Annotated in this window: 11 protein-coding genes; all 11 read left to right on the top strand. The window is 39.0% G+C overall.

Annotation, left to right across the window (positions count from 1 at the left end):
• Window positions 1-26: 26 nt before the first annotated feature.
• Window positions 27-5,075, top strand: a complete 5,049-nt coding sequence (locus CZ487_RS23865; RefSeq protein ID WP_077214864.1) for a choice-of-anchor I family protein — start codon at window positions 27-29, stop codon at window positions 5,073-5,075.
• A gap of 175 nt (window positions 5,076-5,250) precedes the next feature.
• On the top strand, window positions 5,251-6,123 hold the full coding sequence (locus CZ487_RS23860) for an ADP-ribosylglycohydrolase family protein (RefSeq protein WP_084783364.1): 873 nt from the start codon (window positions 5,251-5,253) through the stop codon (window positions 6,121-6,123).
• A 147-nt stretch (window positions 6,124-6,270) separates the two neighbouring features.
• A complete protein-coding gene (locus tag CZ487_RS23855; RefSeq protein ID WP_077214862.1) occupies window positions 6,271-6,828 on the top strand; it encodes a YdcF family protein in 558 nt (185 codons plus the stop codon).
• 115 nt (window positions 6,829-6,943) lie between these two features.
• Window positions 6,944-7,387, top strand: coding sequence for a PaaI family thioesterase (locus CZ487_RS23850; protein ID WP_077214861.1), 444 nt, complete (start codon window positions 6,944-6,946; stop codon window positions 7,385-7,387).
• A gap of 369 nt (window positions 7,388-7,756) precedes the next feature.
• Window positions 7,757-8,248: a VanZ family protein gene (locus tag CZ487_RS23845; RefSeq protein ID WP_237562936.1), complete on the top strand. Its 492-nt coding sequence runs from the start codon at window positions 7,757-7,759 to the stop codon at window positions 8,246-8,248.
• 67 nt (window positions 8,249-8,315) lie between these two features.
• Window positions 8,316-8,453, top strand: coding sequence for a YwzD family small protein (locus CZ487_RS26815; RefSeq protein ID WP_154676060.1), 138 nt, complete (start codon window positions 8,316-8,318; stop codon window positions 8,451-8,453).
• Window positions 8,454-8,583: 130 nt separating this feature from the next.
• On the top strand, window positions 8,584-9,447 hold the full coding sequence (locus CZ487_RS23840) for a LysM peptidoglycan-binding domain-containing protein (RefSeq protein ID WP_077214859.1): 864 nt from the start codon (window positions 8,584-8,586) through the stop codon (window positions 9,445-9,447).
• A 169-nt stretch (window positions 9,448-9,616) separates the two neighbouring features.
• A complete protein-coding gene (locus tag CZ487_RS23835; RefSeq protein WP_077214858.1) occupies window positions 9,617-10,339 on the top strand; it encodes an EAL domain-containing protein in 723 nt (240 codons plus the stop codon).
• 388 nt (window positions 10,340-10,727) lie between these two features.
• The gene (locus CZ487_RS23830; RefSeq protein WP_077214857.1) at window positions 10,728-13,535 is read left to right on the top strand and encodes an S-layer homology domain-containing protein; all 2,808 of its coding nucleotides are present in this window, start codon (window positions 10,728-10,730) and stop codon (window positions 13,533-13,535) included.
• Between the two features lie 865 nt (window positions 13,536-14,400).
• Complete coding sequence (locus CZ487_RS23825; RefSeq protein WP_077214856.1) at window positions 14,401-17,208, top strand: S-layer homology domain-containing protein; 2,808 nt, start codon at window positions 14,401-14,403, stop codon at window positions 17,206-17,208.
• Between the two features lie 865 nt (window positions 17,209-18,073).
• On the top strand, window positions 18,074-20,735 hold a 2,662-nt coding region (locus CZ487_RS26995), incomplete at its 3' end, for an S-layer homology domain-containing protein (RefSeq protein WP_077214855.1).

Raw genomic sequence — 20,735 nt, 5'->3', positions numbered from 1 at the left:
CTATAAAAAAAGGAGACTTTAACGATATGAGCAAAGGGAAGTTAAATAAACCACTAAATGCATTTCTTGCGGCTAGTTTAGTGTCAAGCATTGTTGTGCCAGCAGCATCGCCGGCAGCGGCAGCAGGTACTGCGACGGACTTAATTATTTCTGAGTATATTGAAGGTTCAAGCTTTAACAAAGCAATTGAGCTTTATAATGGGACAGGTTCTGATATTGATTTAAGTGTGTACACACTTGAACTTTATTCCAACGGGGCTTCAACAGCTTCTCAAACCGTTGAGTTAACAGGAACTTTGAAAAATGGCGAGACGTATGTATTGTATCATAGTGATGCCAATGATGATATTAAAAGCAAAGGAGACCTAGAGAACTCATCTGTTATTAATTTTAACGGGGATGACCCGATTGTTTTAAAAAAGTCAGGTGAAGTCATTGATTCAATTGGGCAAGTGGGATCAAGAGTTGAAAATTTAAAGGATGTTACATACGTTCGAAACAGTGATGTTCTCACCGGTGATACCGTTATTGATGATCAATTTGATCCTGCTGTGGGATGGACGGCACTCCCTAAGGATGACTCTTCCAATTTAGGAACTCATTCTCTTGGTGAGGCAGGTCCGGTATCTCCGCCGGATGAAGAGGAAGCACCAGCCGAAGTCATTACTATCGCTGATGCACGAACGAAAGCACCAGGAGAAACCGTCACCATTAAAGGTGTTGTCGCGGCTGATCTGAAAAACACGTTTTCCGTTCAGGATGAGACTGGTGGAATTGCCGTTCGTCCAACTAGTTTGAATATCTCTGTTGGAGATGAAGTCGTCCTAACAGGTACGCTGGCGGACTACCGTGGGTTGCTGCAGTTAGATGGTGCCACAGTGGTGGAAAAAACGGAGAATGTTGGCGCACCAAGTCCATTGGATGTAACAGGTGCAGAAGTTGCCGAGGATAATGAGTCAAAGCTGGTTACTGTAAAAAATATTGAATTGATCGATGTGCAGGACGGCGGTTCTTGGGCCAATTTTACCGCAAGTGATGGTGAGAATGAGTTTATCGTTCGTGATGAAAATAATGATTTGGGCTTAAGTGTTGGCAATAGCTATGAATCTATTACTGGAATTGTGCAGCAGTTCGATGATGATTATCAAATCATTCCTCGTTCTCGAGAAGACATTGTGGTCGACAGCTCAGTTATTCAGCCTGTTCTGGCCAGCCCAGGAAGCGGCACGTTTGTTGGAAGTACAACCGTTAAGCTGAGCACTAGTACTGCGAACGCGGTCATTTATTATACACTTGATGGAAGTGAGCCTACTAGTGATTCAAGTTTGATTTATAATGAACCGTTTACGATTACAGAAGACACAACGGTAAAAGCCAAGGTGATCACAGATGATGGTCGTGAAGGTGAGGTAGAAACCTTCCAATATGAGATTATTGATGAACTGCATATCCACGATATTCAAGGAGACGGGCATCATTCTCCATTTGATGGTCAATTTGTCGAGGACCTGCAAGGAGTTGTGACTTATACCTTTGAGCTAAACGGCTCCACTTATTATCATATTCAGACACCTGACGAGTGGGCGGATGATAACCCGAATACATCGGAAGGGATCATTTTGTACAGCGGGAGAAATGCTTGGCCGGTTAATGTAGGTGATTTAGTGGCTGTTACGGGTGAAGTGGACGAATACGCGATCGATGGATTTAGTGATCGTCAGCAAACAGATCTAAAGCTTACGCAAATTAATGTGCGAGATGATCAAGGTGGAAAGGTAGAGGTAGTTGAAGAAGATGTTGAACTGCCTAAGCCAATTTTAATTGACGAGAACAGTCTAACAGCAAGTGTGATTGATAATGATGCCTTGACTGAGTTTGATCCAGAAGAAGATGCGGTTGATTTTTGGGAAAGCTTAGAGGGCATGCGTGTTGAAGTTGGCAATGTGAAGGCTGTTGCGCCTCAGGAGCATGGGGATTTGATTACCGTGCTGGAAAATAGAGAAACGGATACGGTGAATGGCGGAGTTTTACTAGAAGAGGATAATGCGAACCCAGACCGCATTCAATTCCGCATGGAACCGAATGGACCTGCGCGTGACTTCGAAGTGGCGACGGGTGATTCTTTTTCTGGTCCAATCACAGGGGTTGTCGGCTACTCTTTCCAGAATTATAAAATCAACGTTCCATTAGAGACGATGGAGAAGGCTCATACCGTTGGTGAAGCAGTACCTGAGACGACCACGATTGTAAAAGAGGATGGGAAATTAACGATCGCTTCATATAACCTGGAGAATTTTTCAAATAATACATCAGAAACTTCAGATGATAAAGCGCAAAAGTTAGCAAGAGCCTTCGTTAAAGATATGCAGAGTCCAGATATTATCGGGGTGACCGAGGTTCAGGATAATAATGGGCAAGATCAAGGCGATTCGGCAGCGAATGAAAGTTACGAAAGGTTAATATCTGAAATTGAAAAGGCTGGCGGTGTGAAATATGAATACGTGAATATCGACCCTGTCAATAACGAGGATGGCGGTGCGCCAAATGCCAATATTCGCGTTGGATTTTTATATAATCCTGAGCGGGTTTCTTTAACAGAGGATATCCCGGCTGGTGACGCAACGACAGCTGTTGGTTATGAAGATGGAAAATTAACATTGAATCCTGGCCGAATCGATCCAACGAATGAAGCGTTTGATAACAGCCGGAAGCCGTTAGCTGCACAGTTTGATTTCCAAGGTGAAAGTGTTGTCGTGATTGCGAATCATTGGAATTCGAAGTCAGGTGACACGCCATTGTTTGGATCCACGCAGCCTCCTGTTTATGGTAGTGAAGAACAGCGTCATAAGATAGCTGAAATTGTTGCTGGTTTTATCGATGATATTAAAACAAAAGATCCGGATGCTAACATCGTTTCTCTTGGTGATTTTAATGATTTCCAATTCTCCGAGTCATTAAAAATTCATGAAGGGGAGCATATGACCAACATGATTAACGAGGTTGAGAAGTCTGATCGTTATACGTATTTATATCAAGGAAACTCGCAAGTATTGGATCATATTTTGATATCTAATAATCTAGCACAGTCGACTGAAGTGGATATTCTTCATATTAATGCAGATTTTACCGATATGGCCGGTCGTGCGAGTGATCATGATCCGGTTTTAGTCCAAGTGGACCTAGCCAATGCAGCAGCTCAGCAGCCGCCATTTTTTCAATATAAAGAGGATAAGCTAAAAGTTACGCAAATTGCCCAATATGATAGTGGTGCAGGAGAAGGCGGAACGGAAATTCTAGCTTATGATGCAGACTCTAATTTAGCTTTTGTTACAAATGGTGCGAAATCAGGGATGGATATTCTTTCGTTTGATGCGCTGAAATCGGGAGAATTTAAAGCTATTAAATCGAAGAAACATGTATCGTTACAAGATTTAGAGATTGAGAATGTGGATGATATTACTAGTGTTGCAGTAAGCCCAACGAAAGATCTCGTAGCACTCTCGGTTGTCAGCAATCCAAAAACGGACCCGGGCTATATTGTTCTTTTAACAAAAGAGGGAGAGTTGGTGGATAGTATTCAGGTTGGCTCTCTGCCCGATATGGTAACCTTCACCCATGATGGAAAGAAAATACTTGTGGCGAATGAAGGCGAACCAAGTGATGATTATAGTGTTGATCCGAGTGGGTCGGTTTCCATTATTGATGTCGAAACGAAGGCTGTTAAAACTTTATCGTTTGAAGGGGTTTCTCTTGATGAAAAAGTGAGAGTCAGCTCAAAAGGTGATACCCTGGCACAGCTAGAGCCGGAATTTATCACAGTTTCCGAAGATAGTAAACGTGCTTATGTGTCTATGCAAGAGAACAATGCAATCGCGACGATCAATCTTGAAAATGACTCTATTGTTGATGTGAAAGGCCTTGGCGTGAAGGATCATTCTGCTGCCGGAAATGAATTGGATGGTAAGAGAGATGGTCAGACGAAAATTGAAAAGCTTCCGCTTCTTGGTTTTTATATGCCTGATGCGATTGATACTTTTACCGTTGGCGGAAAAACTTATATTGTCACACCGAATGAAGGGGACGCCCGTGATTATGACGCTTACTCCGAAGAAGCTAGCATAGGGGACATTGCGGATCAAATCCAGTTAAATGCTGATTTTTATGAAGGCTATACACAGGAAGAGCTAGATCAGCTTGTGGCAGATGGTCTTTTGGAGGAGATGGCAAAGACAAACATCACGAAGGAAAATGGATTTAACGAAGCTACAGGAAAATACGAGGCTCTTTACTCATACGGCGGACGCAGTTTCTCCATTTTTGATGCTGAGACGATGGAACTTGTCTATGACAGCGGCAGTGAGTTTGAGAGAGTTGTTGCGGAGGCTTTGCCAGAACATTTTAATACAAATAATGATGAATTAGCATATGACAAACGAAGTTCTTCAAAAGGACCCGAACCGGAAACAGTTGTAACAGGTATGATTGATGGAAAAACTTATGCGTTTATCGCATTAGAACGGACGAGTGCGATTATGGTCTATGACCTGACAAATCCGGCAAAACCTGAATTTGTCACGCTGCTTTCAAGCCGCGATTTCTCGGCTGATGTCAAAGGGGATGTGTCTCCTGAAGGCTTGCAATTCATTCCGGCTGCTGTGAGCCCAACAGGCAAAAGTCTGCTTGCCGCTACACATGAAGTTTCAGGGACAGTTGCCGTGTATGAGTTTAGTTCAGTTGCTGATGACGTAGAGGAAGAGGATGAGGTTGCGGAAAAGTCGTATACTCTTAAGGATTTTAAAACGAAACAATTAACCCTTTCTTCGCCAAGCATTTCTGTTCATCTTGACGATACCGTTGAGATTACAGAAGGTGTTACGATTACGAGCAGAGAATATGTGGAACTTAGCGGAGAAGGCTTCGCAGACCTAACGGTTACGATCAAACCAGAGAAAACTGGTGCGATTATTGACTTTAAAGGGACGAACATAAAAGAGGTTATCATTGATATGGAAAATGTCGCAGAAATTAGAGGCGCAGAGAATATTCAAGATCTGCAAAAAATGAACAACCAATGATAAACTAATCAATAGAATGATACCTGACCTGAACTATCACAAAAACAACCGCTTGCCCAATGCTGCAAGTGGTTGTTTTATTATTTGTCACTGTGACGACCCGAGATAGCTCGAATTATGTCGAATGAAAATTATGTTTTGTGTTGGGGATATTAGTGAGGAAGGGAGTGTTTTGATGTTGGATCGGATAAAAGGTGCGTTGTTTGGTTTGGCGATTGGTGATGCGTTGGGTGGGACGACTGAATTTTTGTCGAAGGAAGAAGTTAAGGAGAAGTATGGCAGGCTGACTGAGATCGTTGGCGGCGGGGTGTGGAAGCTGGAAAAAGGGGAGACAACGGATGATACTGCAATGACGTTGGCTGTTGCGAAGGGGATTATAAAGAATCCCGATGACCCGATTTCTGCGATTGGCGAGTATTTTCTGGAGTGGTATCAATCAAATCCTAAGGATATTGGAAATATTATTAGAACCGTTTTTGAACTGTATGATGGTGACTGGTTTGCGGCGGCTAAGCTGGCGCATGAGAAGTATTTAGGCGGTCTTTCTGCTGGAAATGGGACTTTGATGAGGTGTTTGCCGGTGGCACTTTCGTACAAAAGTCTCACAAAAGTTGAAGAAATCACAGAACGGCAATCCGAAATGACTCATTATGATAACAAAGCAGCTGAAGCCTGTCTAATTTATAACCGAATTGCTTATAAAGTCTTAAATGGCGGAGATTTAAGTGAAGCGATTGCTCAAGAAGTGAAAGGGACCATTTATGAAACGGTTCTTGAGGGGAAGAAACCAACCTGCCTCCCTGATGGTTACGTCGTTCATACGATGCAATGGGTGCTGTATTGGCTGATGAGCAGTGAAACCTTCTTAGATGTAGTCGTTGGGGCAGCAAATGAAGGAGAAGACAGCGATACCGTAGGAGCGATTGCAGGAGGGTTAGCGGGATTAGCCTTTGGATATGAAGGAATCCCAAAAGAATACCGTGAAGCTTTACTAGAAAAGGACACTTTGGTGGAGATCTCGAATCAGTTGCAATTTGCGTCCCTGTGACGACCCGGAATTTGTCGAATGTTGTGGTTCTGCCAAGTGGATGGAATTTATGGTATATTTAAATAGGTTTAATAGTATTAATTCTGTCTCATGGTAGTGTGTGGTTTTCTAGATTATAAAGGAACGGTATTGAATTGCATGAGGAAGATGAAAGCGGTTATATTTAGCCTGGTAATATTGGTTATATTGTCCACCTTAGTTATGATCGTGGGAAAGGATTTTCTAGTGGTCAATGAAAAGCCGGAGAAATCCGATGTTATTATTGTGCTTAGTGGCAATATAGGTCGTTTAGAAAAAGCGGCGCAGCTTTATAAAGAAGATTATGCAGACTATGTCATGCTGACGAGAGCGCACGATCCTCATTTAACCGTGAAGGATGCGGTTGAAATTGGGATTCCAGAAGATGCACTGATTCTTGAGGAGAATGCCACTAGCACATACACAAATGCTGCATTTGCAAAGTCCGAAATGGAACAGCACCAGTTAACATCTGCTATTGTGATTTCCTCTGATTATCATATGAGACGAACAAAATTTACGTTTGATAAGGTTTTTAAAGATAGTGATTTTGACTTGATTTACGTAGCGGCTGAGAATCAGAGTCCTTGGTATAGTACAAAGGGTCCGTTTTTTAGCACGATCTCTGAATGTATTAAACTCGCAGCGTACAAACTAGAATTGTATGAATATATTGATTTAGAGTAGACTCGAGACTCACTGCCTTTGTAGTGAGTTTTTCTGTATTAACACTTATCTTAAAATTCTAACTATTGTGTTATGATAGAGGAGAATCTATTTTTTAATAAAAGGGTGATGAGAAGTGGACAAGCAAGAATTTATGGCTCATGTGGAAAATGTATACGATACATACCAGCAGAAACCGGAACAGATCTTTATGTTTAAGCTGCTGCAATTTCAGTTTGATTATGATGATGAAGCGAAAACATGTACAATCACATGCCCGGTTACGGATATTATGCATAACCCAAGCGGCATTGTGCATGGCGGGATTTTCACCTTCATTACGGACACGGCCATGGGGCATTTGAATTTTCGCCACAAGGATGCACCGTATGTATCCCTGGAATTAAAAACATCTTTTTATAAAGCGGCAGCAACAGGGAAATTGATTGCGACCTCTCGTTATGTAAAAGAGGGCTACAAAGTTTCCTTTATGGAAGCGGAAGTGAAGAATGAAAATGGTGAATTGCTCTGCAGAACATCAGGCACATTCTATCGATACGAGAAGAATAAAAAGAGTTAACCAAGGGTATAGGGATTTTTACTTATAAGTAGTAAAAAAGCATATTCTCGGATTATAAAAATTGACTGAAAGGGAGGAAGAATGTTGTAAGCCTCCATTTCAGTCGTTTTTTTTATCTTTATGTGAAACAACTCTAAACCTGTGATAACTGAGAAAAAAGATAAAACAAAAAATAGCCCCCGTTCATTTGTATCATTTGAAAAATTTTACCATAACATAAGTGTAAATGACCTATGCCCATAGTATGCCTGCGACAGACGGATAAGCTTCTAGCTAAGATGCTACATTTCTATCATAGCAATATGAACGTGATATGATAAAATTATACAATCGTTCATATTGAGAGGATATTCGTTTTGTTGAGGTGATGTGGTGAGGTCGAGAGGCTTTGTCTTAGGATTTTTAATATTTGTAGCAGCACTCATTTTCTATTTTTCTTCACAAACGTACCAGGAACAGTCTGTCGTCCCACTTCTGAGAGAATTATTGCCAGGCAAACCTGGCGAGGAAATGCTTTCTAATTTACAGATATCATATTGGGATACAGTCATATCAATTGAGACGAGGGGATATTATCATTTTATAGAGTTTTTGATCCGTAAGTTTGCTCATTTGTTCTTATTTGGTTGTCTTGCTGTGGCTACTTTTAGGGTGTTTATGTTTTTTCGTCCGAAAAGAATATGGCCGGTAGTCACTTGGGTTCTTATCTTTACAGGTGTTTATGCTGCAATAGATGAGTATCACCAATATTTAACAGGTGGAAGGACTCCGCTCTTAAATGATGTTATGCTGGATTTAACTGGGGCAGTTATGGCATTGATGATCTATGTTCCTTTGTTTATTTGGAGGAAGAGAGAGTAACTTGAATTATTAGTAGGTGCATGATGTATGTGTTATCAATAATAATTTATAGTTTGAGGTGTGTGGATTGGACAAAACAACAATTTTTATTGATATTTTAAAAGAGTCCTATGAAAAAGGTGAACAACAGGACGATCTAACGGTCAAAGAAATAATAGAGGATATGACAGAAAGGCTAAGGATTTGCATTCCTGAATATAAATAAATTTGCAGAGGGGAGATCACCCCTTTGCTATTTTTTTATAAAAAAAATTTGGACTCCCTCATCGAAAAATGGGCTTAGACTTCTGCAACTTCACTGCTACCTCTTCGTCTAAATGGTTGAGGTGACAACAATGAAAAGGATTAAATATTTTTTCTCCATCATGATTTTGATGGTCGTGTTCGTTTTTGGGAGTGGAGTTCAAGCAAACCATGTCCCGTCTGATGAAGTGATTACGGTGAAAAAGGGGGATACGCTTTACGGGCTTTCGAAAAAACATCATGTCAGTGTCAAGGAGATCAAGAGGCTGAATCTGCTGGAGAATTTGACGATTTATCCGGGGCAGCGCTTGCTTTTAGAGCAGGGGGAATTGTTTAAGGTGATGACCGGATCGTTTACGGTTAAGAAACATGCGTTAAATCAAGTTGATCTTCTTAAGGAAGCTGGCCTGTCCGCAGCTGTGAGTGAGGCAGTTATTAATGGCAGCGTTCATTATCGTGTTCAAGCAGGTGCCTTTAAGGATCGAAAAAATGCAGAGCAACAGTTAAAAGCGGTGAAAAAGCTGGGGTTTGGTGACGCATATATTCTTAAGGTTATCCCGTTGAATATCCTGGGAGTTAAGACTGGTGATACTTTTAATGATATTGAAGCGCATTTTGGTGTGGCGAAAAAGGTCACGAATCAGGACCTTACAAACTCTCTCTATTATAAAGGTGATGGTGCAGGTATAACAGCAACCTTTAATCGTGATGATGGAAAGATTGAGATTTTCACGATTTACCCGGATTTTCTCAATAAAAGTCATTATCCAGGGATTCCTTTTACAAAGAAAAGTGTGTTAAAGGTTTTTGGGGATCCAACTGTGGAAAAGGAAGTTTCTTGCTATGAGTCGGCCAAATGTGAAGAGCTTAAGTATTCCCTGAACGGCCAGGAGCTTACAGTGCGGGTGGACCGTGATGGGAAAACGGTTCAGTTTTTGGAATTAAGAAAGCTTTAGCATAATAAAAAGAGTGCTGGGGATATTAATGTGACCATTAATTAAATAGATCACGGGAAAGTTCATGGAAATTTCGTAAATATGAACATTTCAGTGATCTTTCTCATTTATTTTATGAAAAGAATTTCGTACTCTAAAGAATGTAGTTAGCTCCTTGAGAAGGGATGTGATGAAGATAAACTCCTATCATGTGACAGAACTCATTAGAGAAAATAAATTGTACAGTGAATATCAGCCTCTCCTAAACTCAAGCAATGATTGTATTTATGGTTATGAAGCTTTGATGCGGTCCACGCCTAGAATAAGTCCTCTTACTATCCTTCGGCATGCTCGTAAAAGCGGGGTACTGTATGAATTAGATACAGCCTCTATGAAGAATGCGATTCGAGAATATCCCAATTCCTATCTTAGGCAACACTACTTATTCATTAATGTGCTGCCGTCTACTTTAGTTCATGCTGATTTTGAGAAATTTATAAATCGCTTATTTGAATGTTATCCTCATGTGAAAAATCGCATTGTTTTTGAGTTGAATGAAGATTGGAATGAGGAATTCATTTGGAGCCAGGAAATTTTTCTCCGGCGTATCGAGTTTTTGCGATCTCTTGGATTGCGCATTGCTTTCGACGATTTATCGATCACCCGTGCTTCCATAAAAAAGATGGACACTATATCACCTGATTTCGTCAAACTCGATCATACAAGATCAAAAGGCTTATCCCAGTCACAAGAAAAACAACAACTAGTCTCATATTTATTGCAATACACCAACAACGACATGAAGTTGGTCCTAGAAGGCATCGAAACAGAAGATGACCTACACACAGCCAAAAACATAGGGGTGCCCCTCCTGCAGGGCTACCACATCTCCAAACCAAAACGACTAATCTAATGGTACAATCTAATGGTACCTGGTACCGCTCGTGGACAGTTTTGTTAGTTTTGTGTTTTCTACGTGGACACTTATAGTGAAAATAGCTAATCTGCCTCTTTTATGAGGTAGATTTTTTATATTTTGCGGTTTTTCATGGTGTTCATGATGTAAACTTTTGGAATGAGATGAACAATATAGGTAAAAAGCACTTAAAATGAGTACTTATAAGAGAATCTTCTCAGTTCTTCCATGTTTCACCTCTATAAATGTATGAGATTTATATGTTACTATTCTATTTGTGAGCGAGAGAGCTTACATTTACTTGAAATTATATAAGTCGATTTTACTAGATTAAAATAACTCATTTAGATAACTAAAACATACATTACAGGGGGCAATTTAAAATATGAAAAAAAATACGAAACTAAACAAGTTCATGGCAGGATCAGTAACAGCAGCATTAGTAGCATCTGCAGTAGCACCAGCAATTAGTGCAGCTGAAAATAACTTCCAAGATATCGTAGCTCTTGATGCTGAAGCACAAGCAGCAATTAACGCTTTAGCTGATGCAGGTGTTGTTAAAGGTTACGATAATGGAACTAAATTTGATCCTTGGCAAAATGTGAAACGTGGTCAAGTAGCTCTAATGCTTTCACGTGTAGCAGAACTTGGTTTAGATTCTAAAGCAGATACAGATACTAACTTCACTGATGTAACTGGTGATATCGAATTGATCGGTGCAGTTGAAGCTCTAGTAAATGAAGAAATCGCATCTGGTTACACAGATGGAACTTTCAAGCCTTACGCTCAAATTTCTCGTCAACATATGGCAAAGCTTATCGTTAAAGCTTTTGACTTAGAATTAAAAGAAGGCGTAGAAGTTAACATCACTGATCTTAACGAAGCAACAACTGAAATGGCAGAATACATTAAGATTTTAGCTTCACACGGCATTACAACTCAAACTGAGTTCAATCCACAAGCTCCAGTTAGCCGTTATGCATTCACATTGTTCATGACTCGTGCAATGGATGCTGTTAATACACCGGAAGTTCCTGAAATTGTTGAATCAGAAATTATAAACATTGATGTTGATACAACAACAACAGTTGAAGTTCAGTTTAACCAAGCTGTAGAAGCATTTGACCGTAATGATGTTGTGATTGAGGATGAAGATGAAGATCGTATTTTCGTTAAATCAGTAGAACTAGCTGAAGATGGAAAATCTGCTTCACTTGAGTTATATGATGCACTTAAAGATGAAACTTCATACGATTTCACAATCAATGCTGGTGAAGAAGAATTATCTTACACTCTTGACTTTGTACTAGGTGAAGTTTCTGAAATCCTAGCTTCAAGCAAGACAATTGATCCTTCAGAAGACTACGAAATTGAATACACTGTATTAACAGATACTGGAGTAGATGTTACTGAAGAAACTGACGTAACTTTCAATGATGACAGATCTGATGTTGATACTTCAACTGGTGTAATTGTTGCTAATGATTTAGAAGATGGACAATCTGTTTTTGTCGAAATCGTTGCTGGTGACGTTAAGAGCAAAAGAATTAAAATTACTGCTAATGATGGAGAAGCAACAGAATTCTCAGCTTATTCAGTAGTGTCTGAACCTGTTGGCGACTTAGATGCTTGGAATGCTGATGATTTTGAAGCTGACCATGATATCGCAATCGGCCAAAACGGATTATCTCTAGATGTATTATTCTTAGACCAATATGGTGAAGAAGCAGCCGAAACAATTAAATTTGAATCACTTTCTCCAAGCATCCTTGTAGTTGATGAAGCGACTGGTGAATTAACAGCACGTAAAGTCGGTACTGCAGATGTTAAAGTAACTATGGGAGATGTTACAAAAGTAGTTAAAATTGATGTTGTGGCTGAAGCGAAGTTTGATGCTTTAGAAATTCGAAACGATGAGGGAGATGCTATTACTAACCTAGCAATTAACCCTGATGTTGATGAAAATGAAACTGTAACAGTTCAACTAGTAGACCAATATGGTGAGGATTTCTCGGCATCTGAAGAAGACTTAACTGTTGAAGTTAAAGGTGATTCAGTAGAGGTGGACCAAGAGGGTGAAGGCCGTACAACTACATCTGGTGCACTTGTATTAAACTTAACTGCAGTAGATGGTGAAACTGGCAAGACTACAATTACTGTGAAAAATGAAGATGGTAAAATTGTTGAAACTCTAGAAGTATCTATTGTAGAAGCTGGAGAGATTGCAGACTACAAATTAGAAGGTTTAGAAGATATTGATTTATATCATGCTAATGATGGAGACGACGAAACTGACGGTTCTACTACACTTCAAGTTTTCCCTGTTGATGAAGATGGTGTAAAAGTATCTGATGCAGTTAATGCAGAATATGTCGTTGAAGATGAAGATGGAGAAGTAGTTGATACGGCTAATGGACGTACTGTTACTCTTGGTTATGAAAGTGACTTAGAGGTAACAGAAGCTGGGACTTACACATTAAAAGTAACTGTAGGTGAGTTAGAGGTAATCAACACTGAATTCGAAGTTGTTGACTCAACGCCTGCTTACGAATTAACTCAAACTGAAGATGAAATTGTTGTAGACAACACAACTAACTTATTTGCAGAAATCCAAGCTGCTCTAGAAATTACTCAAGATGGGGATACTGTAGATTCTTCAAACATTACTTCTTTCTCAGTTGTATCTGATAAGAAGGCTGTTATCGCAGACAGCGTTGATGCATCATTTACTTTAAATGCTGATAACGCTGATGAAGTCGTTCTTTCTGAAGGTAACGCAACTTTATATGTTGAAGAAGTTGTGATCAATGGAAAAACTGTTGAGGTTGACTATCAATTTGATGTAACTGTTGAAGATGTATTTGCTCCTGCAGCTCAATCTATGGTTATCGCTGACCAAAACAGTAATTCTACTTTAGATGCTGGAGAGACTGTAACTATCACATTTACTGAAGCATTGTCAGGTGAATCAGTGGCAGCTGTTAAAGCAGCACTAGAAGGAATGGAGAAATTCGGTGAAGGTGCTATTGCAGTAACTGAAGATAACAAGACTTTCGTAATAACTGCTGGTGAAAGTGCTTCTATCAGCACTACAGAAGGCGGAGTTAGATTTACTACTGACATCGTTAATATTATTAAAGATGGAAATGGAAATGCTGCAAAAGAAGAAGTTTTCTTCACTGTAGCGAAGTAATAAAAAGGTACCAGGTACTACCCGTGGACACTGTCCACGTAAGACAGACAGCCTATATATTATAACCAGTCAGAGAGTCATTCAATATCCGTTGGAGGGTATTGGGGGCTCTCTTTTTTATGGAAATTAGAAGAAACTTTATGCTGAATGCACCAACGTTTAAATACAGCAATAGTTAATAGGCTGTCCTTTATGTGCAAAAACTGTCCAAATTAGATGGTAGATGTAAACCTACGCCTTTCGTGCGGGTCGGAACTTACCCGAAAAGGAATTATTAAAAGAGATCATTGCCGAAGTTGTGCAAGACAAAATTCTAAAGGGCAAATAGAGAGTTTATCCGAATACTCCGCATAAATGCTAGCAAATATCTAAAATTTTCGTTAATGCTATTAACTAAGTGGAGTCATAAATTCAGTGATGTGGTAAAGGCGGGTGGTTTGAAGCTTATATCGAAACCTTAGTCCAAGGACAATAGTGTTCACTAGAAAGAGCACAATTCTGATCTTTCTTACGTCGAAGTGCTTCCATTTTTGAAAGTTCGGTACTAGGCACCGTTGGTGGACAGTTGTGCGATAGCTTACTATGCTACCTTTTTAATGGGTGGTTTTTATTTTTTTGATTTTCATTGTGTTTATAATGTAAACTTTTGGAATGAGATGAACAATATAGGTAAAAAACATTCAAAGTGAGCGTTTACAAGAGAATCTTCTCAGTTCTTCCATGTTTCACCTCTATAAATGTATGAGATTTGTATGTTACTATTCTATTTGTGAGCGAGAGAGCTTACATTTACTTGAAATTATATAAGTCGATTTTACTAGATTTTAAAATACTAAAACATACATTACAGGGGGCAATTTAAAATATGAAAAAAAATACGAAACTAAACAAGTTCATGGCCGGATCAGTAACAGCAGCATTAGTAGCATCTGCGGTAGCACCAGCAGTAAGCGCAGCTGAAAATAACTTCCAAGATATCGTAGCACTTGACGCTGAAGCACAAGCGGCGATCAATGCTTTAGCTGATGCGGGTGTTGTTAAAGGTTACGATAACGGAACTAAATTTGATCCTTGGCAAAATGTGAAACGTGGTCAAGTAGCCCTAATGCTTTCACGTGTAGCAGAACTTGGTTTAGATTCTAAAGCAGATACAGATACTAACTTCACTGACGTAACTGGTGATATCGAATTGATCGGTGCAGTTGAAGCTCTAGTAAATGAAGAAATTGCTTCTGGTTACACAGATGGAACGTTCAAGCCTTACGCACAAATTTCACGTCAACATATGGCAAAGCTTATCGTTAAAGCTTTTGATTTGAAATTAAACGAAGATGTTGAAGTAAACATAACTGACCTTGATGAAGCAACAACTGAAATGGCTGAGTACATTAAGATTTTAGCTTCACACGGTATTACAACTCAAACTGAGTTCAACCCACAAGCTCCAGTTAGCCGCTATGCATTCACATTATTCATGACTCGTGCAATGGAGGCTGTTAATACACCGGAAGTTCCTGAAATTGTTGAATCAGAAATTACAAACATTGATGTTGATACAACAACAACAGTTGAAGTTCAGTTTAACCAAGCTGTAGAAGCATTTGACCGTAATGATGTTGTGATTGAGGATGAAGATGAAGATCGTATTTTCGTTAAATCAGTAGAACTAGCTGAAGATGGAAAATCTGCTTCACTTGAGTTATATGATGCACTTAAAGATGAAACTTCATACGATTTCACAATCAATGCTGGTGAAGAAGAATTATCTTACACTCTTGACTTTGTACTAGGTGAAGTTTCTGAAATCCTAGCTTCAAGCAAGACAATTGACCCTTCAAAAGACTACGAAATTGAATACACTGTATTAACAGATACTGGAGTAGATGTTACTGAAGAAACTGACGTAACTTTCAATGATGACAGATCTGATGTTGATACTTCAACTGGTGTAATTGTTGCTAATGATTTAGAAGATGGACAATCTGTTTTTGTCGAAATCGTTGCTGGTGACGTTAAGAGCAAAAGAATTAAAATTACTGCTAATGATGGAGAAGCAACAGAATTCTCAGCTTATTCAGTAGTGTCTGAACCTGTTGGCGACTTAGATGCTTGGAATGCTGATGATTTTGAAGCTGACCATGATATCGCAATCGGCCAAAACGGATTATCTCTAGATGTATTATTCTTAGACCAATATGGTGAAGAAGCAGCCGAAACAATTAAATTTGAATCACTTTCTCCAAGCATCCTTGTAGTTGATGAAGCGACTGGTGAATTAACAGCACGTAAAGTCGGTACTGCAGATGTTAAAGTAACTATGGGAGATGTTACAAAAGTAGTTAAAATTGATGTTGTGGCTGAAGCGAAGTTTGATGCTTTAGAAATTCGAAACGATGAGGGAGATGCTATTACTAACCTAGCAATTAACCCTGATGTTGATGAAAATGAAACTGTAACAGTTCAACTAGTAGACCAATATGGTGAGGATTTCTCGGCATCTGAAGAAGACTTAACTGTTGAAGTTAAAGGTGATTCAGTAGAGGTGGACCAAGAGGGTGAAGGCCGTACAACTACATCTGGTGCACTTGTATTAAACTTAACTGCAGTAGATGGTGAAACTGGCAAGACTACTATCACTGTGAAAAATGAAGATGGTAAAATTGTTGAAACTCTAGAAGTTTCTATTGAAGAAGCTGGAGAGATTGCTGACTATAAATTAGAAGGCTTAAAGGAAATTGATCTTTATGGTTCTTCTGATGATGACGAAGATACTGTAAGCGAAACTACACTTCAAGTATTCCCAGTTGATGAAGATGATGTGAAAACTGCGGGTGCTGTTGAGGCTGAGTACGTAGTTGTTGATGAAGATGGTACTGAGATCGATAGTGCAACTGGAACTTCAGTTTCACTTGGTTTTGGAAGCGAACTTGCTGTAACAGAAACTGGAACGTACACATTAAAAGTAACTGTAGGTGCCCTTGAAGTCATCAACACTGAATTTGAGGTAGTTGATACTGAAGCCGCTTATGAATTAACTCAAACTGAAGATGAAATTGTAGTTGATAACACAACTAACTTATTTGCAGAAATCCAAGCTGCTCTAGAAATTACTCAAGATGGAGATACTGTAGATTCTTCAAACATTACTTCTTTCTCAGTTGTATCTGATAAGAAGGCTGTTATCGCAGATAGCGCTGATGCATCATTTACTCTAGATGATGAAAATGCTGCTGAAGTTGTTCTTTCTGAAGGAACTGCAACATTATTTGTTGATGAAGTTGTAATCAATGGAAAAACTGTTGAAGTAGATTACCAATTTGATGTAACTGTTGAAGATGTATTTGCTCCTGCAGCTCAATCTATGGTTATCGCTGACCAAAACAGTAATTCTACTTTAGATGCTGGAGAGACTGTAACTATCACATTTACTGAAGCATTGTCAGGTGAATCAGTGGCAGCTGTTAAAGCAGCACTAGAAGGAATGGAGAAATTCGGTGAAGGTGCTATTGCAGTAACTGAAGATAACAAGACTTTCGTAATAACTGCTGGTGAAAGTGCTTCTATCAGCACTACAGAAGGCGGAGTTAGATTTACTACTGACATCGTTAATATTATTAAAGATGGAAATGGAAATGCTGCAAAAGAAGAAGTTTTCTTCACTGTAGCGAAGTAATAAAAAGGTACCAGGTACTACCCGTGGACACTGTCCACGTAAGACAGACAGCCTATATATTATAACCAGTCAGAGAGTCATTCAATATCCGTTGGAGGGTATTGGGGGCTCTCTTTTTTATGGAAATTAGAAGAAACTTTATGCTGAATGCACCAACGTTTAAATACAGCAATAGTTAATAGGCTGTCCTTTATGTGCAAAAACTGTCCAAATTAGATGGTAGATGTAAACCTACGCCTTTCGTGCGGGTCGGAACTTACCCGAAAAGGAATTATTAAAAGAGATCATTGCCGAAGTTGTGCAAGACAAAATTCTAAAGGGCAAATAGAGAGTTTATCCGAATACTCCGCATAAATGCTAGCAAATATCTAAAATTTTCGTTAATGCTATTAACTAAGTGGAGTCATAAATTCAGTGATGTGGTAAAGGCGGGTGGTTTGAAGCTTATATCGAAACCTTAGTCCAAGGACAATAGTGTTCACTAGAAAGAGCACAATTCTGATCTTTCTTACGTCGAAGTGCTTCCATTTTTGAAAGTTCGGTACTAGGCACCGTTGGTGGACAGTTGTGCGATAGCTTACTATGCTACCTTTTTAATGGGTGGTTTTTATTTTTTTGATTTTCATTGTGTTTATAATGTAAACTTTTGGAATGAGATGAACAATATAGGTAAAAAACATTCAAAGTGAGCGTTTACAAGAGAATCTTCTCAGTTCTTCCATGTTTCACCTCTATAAATGTATGAGATTTGTATGTTACTATTCTATTTGTGAGCGAGAGAGCTTACATTTACTTGAAATTATATAAGTCGATTTTACTAGATTTTAAAATACTAAAACATACATTACAGGGGGCAATTTAAAATATGAAAAAAAATACGAAACTAAACAAGTTCATGGCCGGATCAGTAACAGCAGCATTAGTAGCATCTGCGGTAGCACCAGCAGTAAGCGCAGCTGAAAATAACTTCCAAGATATCGTAGCACTTGACGCTGAAGCACAAGCGGCGATCAATGCTTTAGCTGATGCGGGTGTTGTTAAAGGTTACGATAACGGAACTAAATTTGATCCTTGGCAAAATGTGAAACGTGGTCAAGTAGCCCTAATGCTTTCACGTGTAGCAGAACTTGGTTTAGATTCTAAAGCAGATACAGATACTAACTTCACTGACGTAACTGGTGATATCGAATTGATCGGTGCAGTTGAAGCTCTAGTAAATGAAGAAATTGCTTCTGGTTACACAGATGGAACGTTCAAGCCTTACGCACAAATTTCACGTCAACATATGGCAAAGCTTATCGTTAAAGCTTTTGATTTGAAATTAAACGAAGATGTTGAAGTAAACATAACTGACCTTGATGAAGCAACAACTGAAATGGCTGAGTACATTAAGATTTTAGCTTCACACGGTATTACAACTCAAACTGAGTTCAACCCACAAGCTCCAGTTAGCCGCTATGCATTCACATTATTCATGACTCGTGCAATGGAGGCTGTTAATACACCGGAAGTTCCTGAAATTGTTGAATCAGAAATTACAAACATTGATGTTGATACAACAACAACAGTTGAAGTTCAGTTTAACCAAGCTGTAGAAGCATTTGACCGTAATGATGTTGTGATTGAGGATGAAGATGAAGATCGTATTTTCGTTAAATCAGTAGAACTAGCTGAAGATGGAAAATCTGCTTCACTTGAGTTATATGATGCACTTAAAGATGAAACTTCATACGATTTCACAATCAATGCTGGTGAAGAAGAATTATCTTACACTCTTGACTTTGTACTAGGTGAAGTTTCTGAAATCCTAGCTTCAAGCAAGACAATTGACCCTTCAAAAGACTATGAAATTGAATACACAGTTTTAACAGATACTGGTGTAGATGTAACGGAAGAAACTGAAGTGATTTTTAATGCCGATAAAACAGGTATCGTAAGTGCAGAAGGTGTTATTGCATCTGGTGATTTAGCAGACGGGAACTCAGTATTTATTGAAATTAAAGCTGATGATGTTAAGAGTGAAAGAATTAAAATTTCTGCAAATGCTAGCGAAGCAGTAGAATTTGATGCGTATTCAGTAGAAGCAAATGCTGTAAATGATTGGGAAGCTGAGGATTTTGAAGCAGACCATGATATCGCAATAGGTCAAGAAGATATGAACTTGGATGTTAGATTTTTAGATCAATATGGTGAAGAAGCTAACGACGATGCAGTTAAATTTGAATCACTTTCTCCAAGCATCCTTGTTATTGACGAAGAAACTGGTGCATTAACAGCACGTAAAGTTGGTACTGCAGATGTTAAGGTAACTTTAGGAGACATTACTAAGGTAATAACAATTCAAGTTGTTGCTGAAGCAGAATTTGATGAAATTGAAATCCGTAACGATGAAGGCGACGCTATTTCTGAATTAGCAATTAATCCAAGTGTTATTAATAATGAAACAGTAACAGTTCAACTATTAGACCAATATGGTGAAGATTTCACAGCATCTGAAGAAGACTTAACTGTTGAAGTTAAAGGTGATTCAGTAGAGGTGGATCAAGAGGGTGAAGGCCTTACAACTACATCTGGTGCACTTGTATTAAACTTAACTGCAGTAGATGGTGAAACTGGCAAGACTACAATTACTGTGAAAAATGAAGATGGTAAAATTGTTGAAACTCTAGAAGTATCTATTGTAGAAGCTGGAGAGATTGCAGACTACAAATTAGAAGGTTTAGAAGATATTGATTTATATCATGCTAATGATGGAGACGACGAAACTGACGGTTCTACTACACTTCAAGTTTTCCCTGTTGATGAAGATGGTGTAAAAGTATCTGATGCAGTTAATGCAGAATATGTCGTTGAAGATGAAGATGGAGAAGTAGTTGATACGGCTAATGGACGTACTGTTACTCTTGGTTATGAAAGTGACTTAGAGGTAACAGAAGCTGGGACTTACACATTAAAAGTAACTGTAGGTGAGTTAGAGGTAATCAACACTGAATTCGAAGTTGTTGACTCAACGCCTGCTTACGAATTAACTCAAACTGAAGATGAAATTGTTGTAGACAACACAACTAACTTATTTGCAGAAATCCAAGCTGCTCTAGAAATTACTCAAGATGGGGATACTGTAGATTCTTCAAACATTACTTCTTTCTCAGTTGTATCTGATAAGAAGGCTGTTATCGCAGACAGCGTTGATGCATCATTTACTTTAAATGCTGATAACGCTGATGAAGTCGTTCTTTCTGAAGGTAACGCAACTTTATATGTTGAAGAAGTTGTGATCAATGGAAAAACTGTTGAGGTTGACTATCAATTTGATGTAACTGTTGAAGATGTATTTGCTCCTGCAGCTCAATCTATGGTTATCGCTGACCAAAACAGTAATTCTACTTTAGATGCTGGAGAGACTGTAACTATCACATTTACTGAAGCATTGTCAGGTGAATCAGTGGCAGCTGTTAAAGCAGCACTAGAAGGAATGGAGAAATTCGGTGAAGGTGCTATTGCAGTAACTGAAGATAACAAGACTT

It is taken from the genome of Robertmurraya dakarensis, from assembly GCF_900156875.1.
Taxonomy (GTDB): Bacteria; Bacillota; Bacilli; order Bacillales; family Cytobacillaceae; genus Robertmurraya; species Robertmurraya dakarensis.
The sequence above is the reverse complement of the archived record's forward strand: the minus strand, read 5'-3'. Positions and strand labels throughout refer to the sequence as shown.

Bases quoted from the DNA above. Each gene is read 5' to 3' on its own strand.
- CZ487_RS23840 (WP_077214859.1), top strand. From the start codon at position 8,584: ATGAAAAGGATTAAATATTTTTTCTCCATCATGATTTTGATGGTCGTG.
- CZ487_RS23830 (WP_077214857.1), top strand. From the start codon at position 10,728: ATGAAAAAAAATACGAAACTAAACAAGTTCATGGCAGGATCAGTAACA.
- CZ487_RS23855 (WP_077214862.1), top strand. From the start codon at position 6,271: ATGAAAGCGGTTATATTTAGCCTGGTAATATTGGTTATATTGTCCACC.
- CZ487_RS23860 (WP_084783364.1), top strand. From the start codon at position 5,251: ATGTTGGATCGGATAAAAGGTGCGTTGTTTGGTTTGGCGATTGGTGAT.
- CZ487_RS23865 (WP_077214864.1), top strand. From the start codon at position 27: ATGAGCAAAGGGAAGTTAAATAAACCACTAAATGCATTTCTTGCGGCT.
- CZ487_RS23835 (WP_077214858.1), top strand. From the start codon at position 9,617: ATGAAGATAAACTCCTATCATGTGACAGAACTCATTAGAGAAAATAAA.
- CZ487_RS23825 (WP_077214856.1), top strand. From the start codon at position 14,401: ATGAAAAAAAATACGAAACTAAACAAGTTCATGGCCGGATCAGTAACA.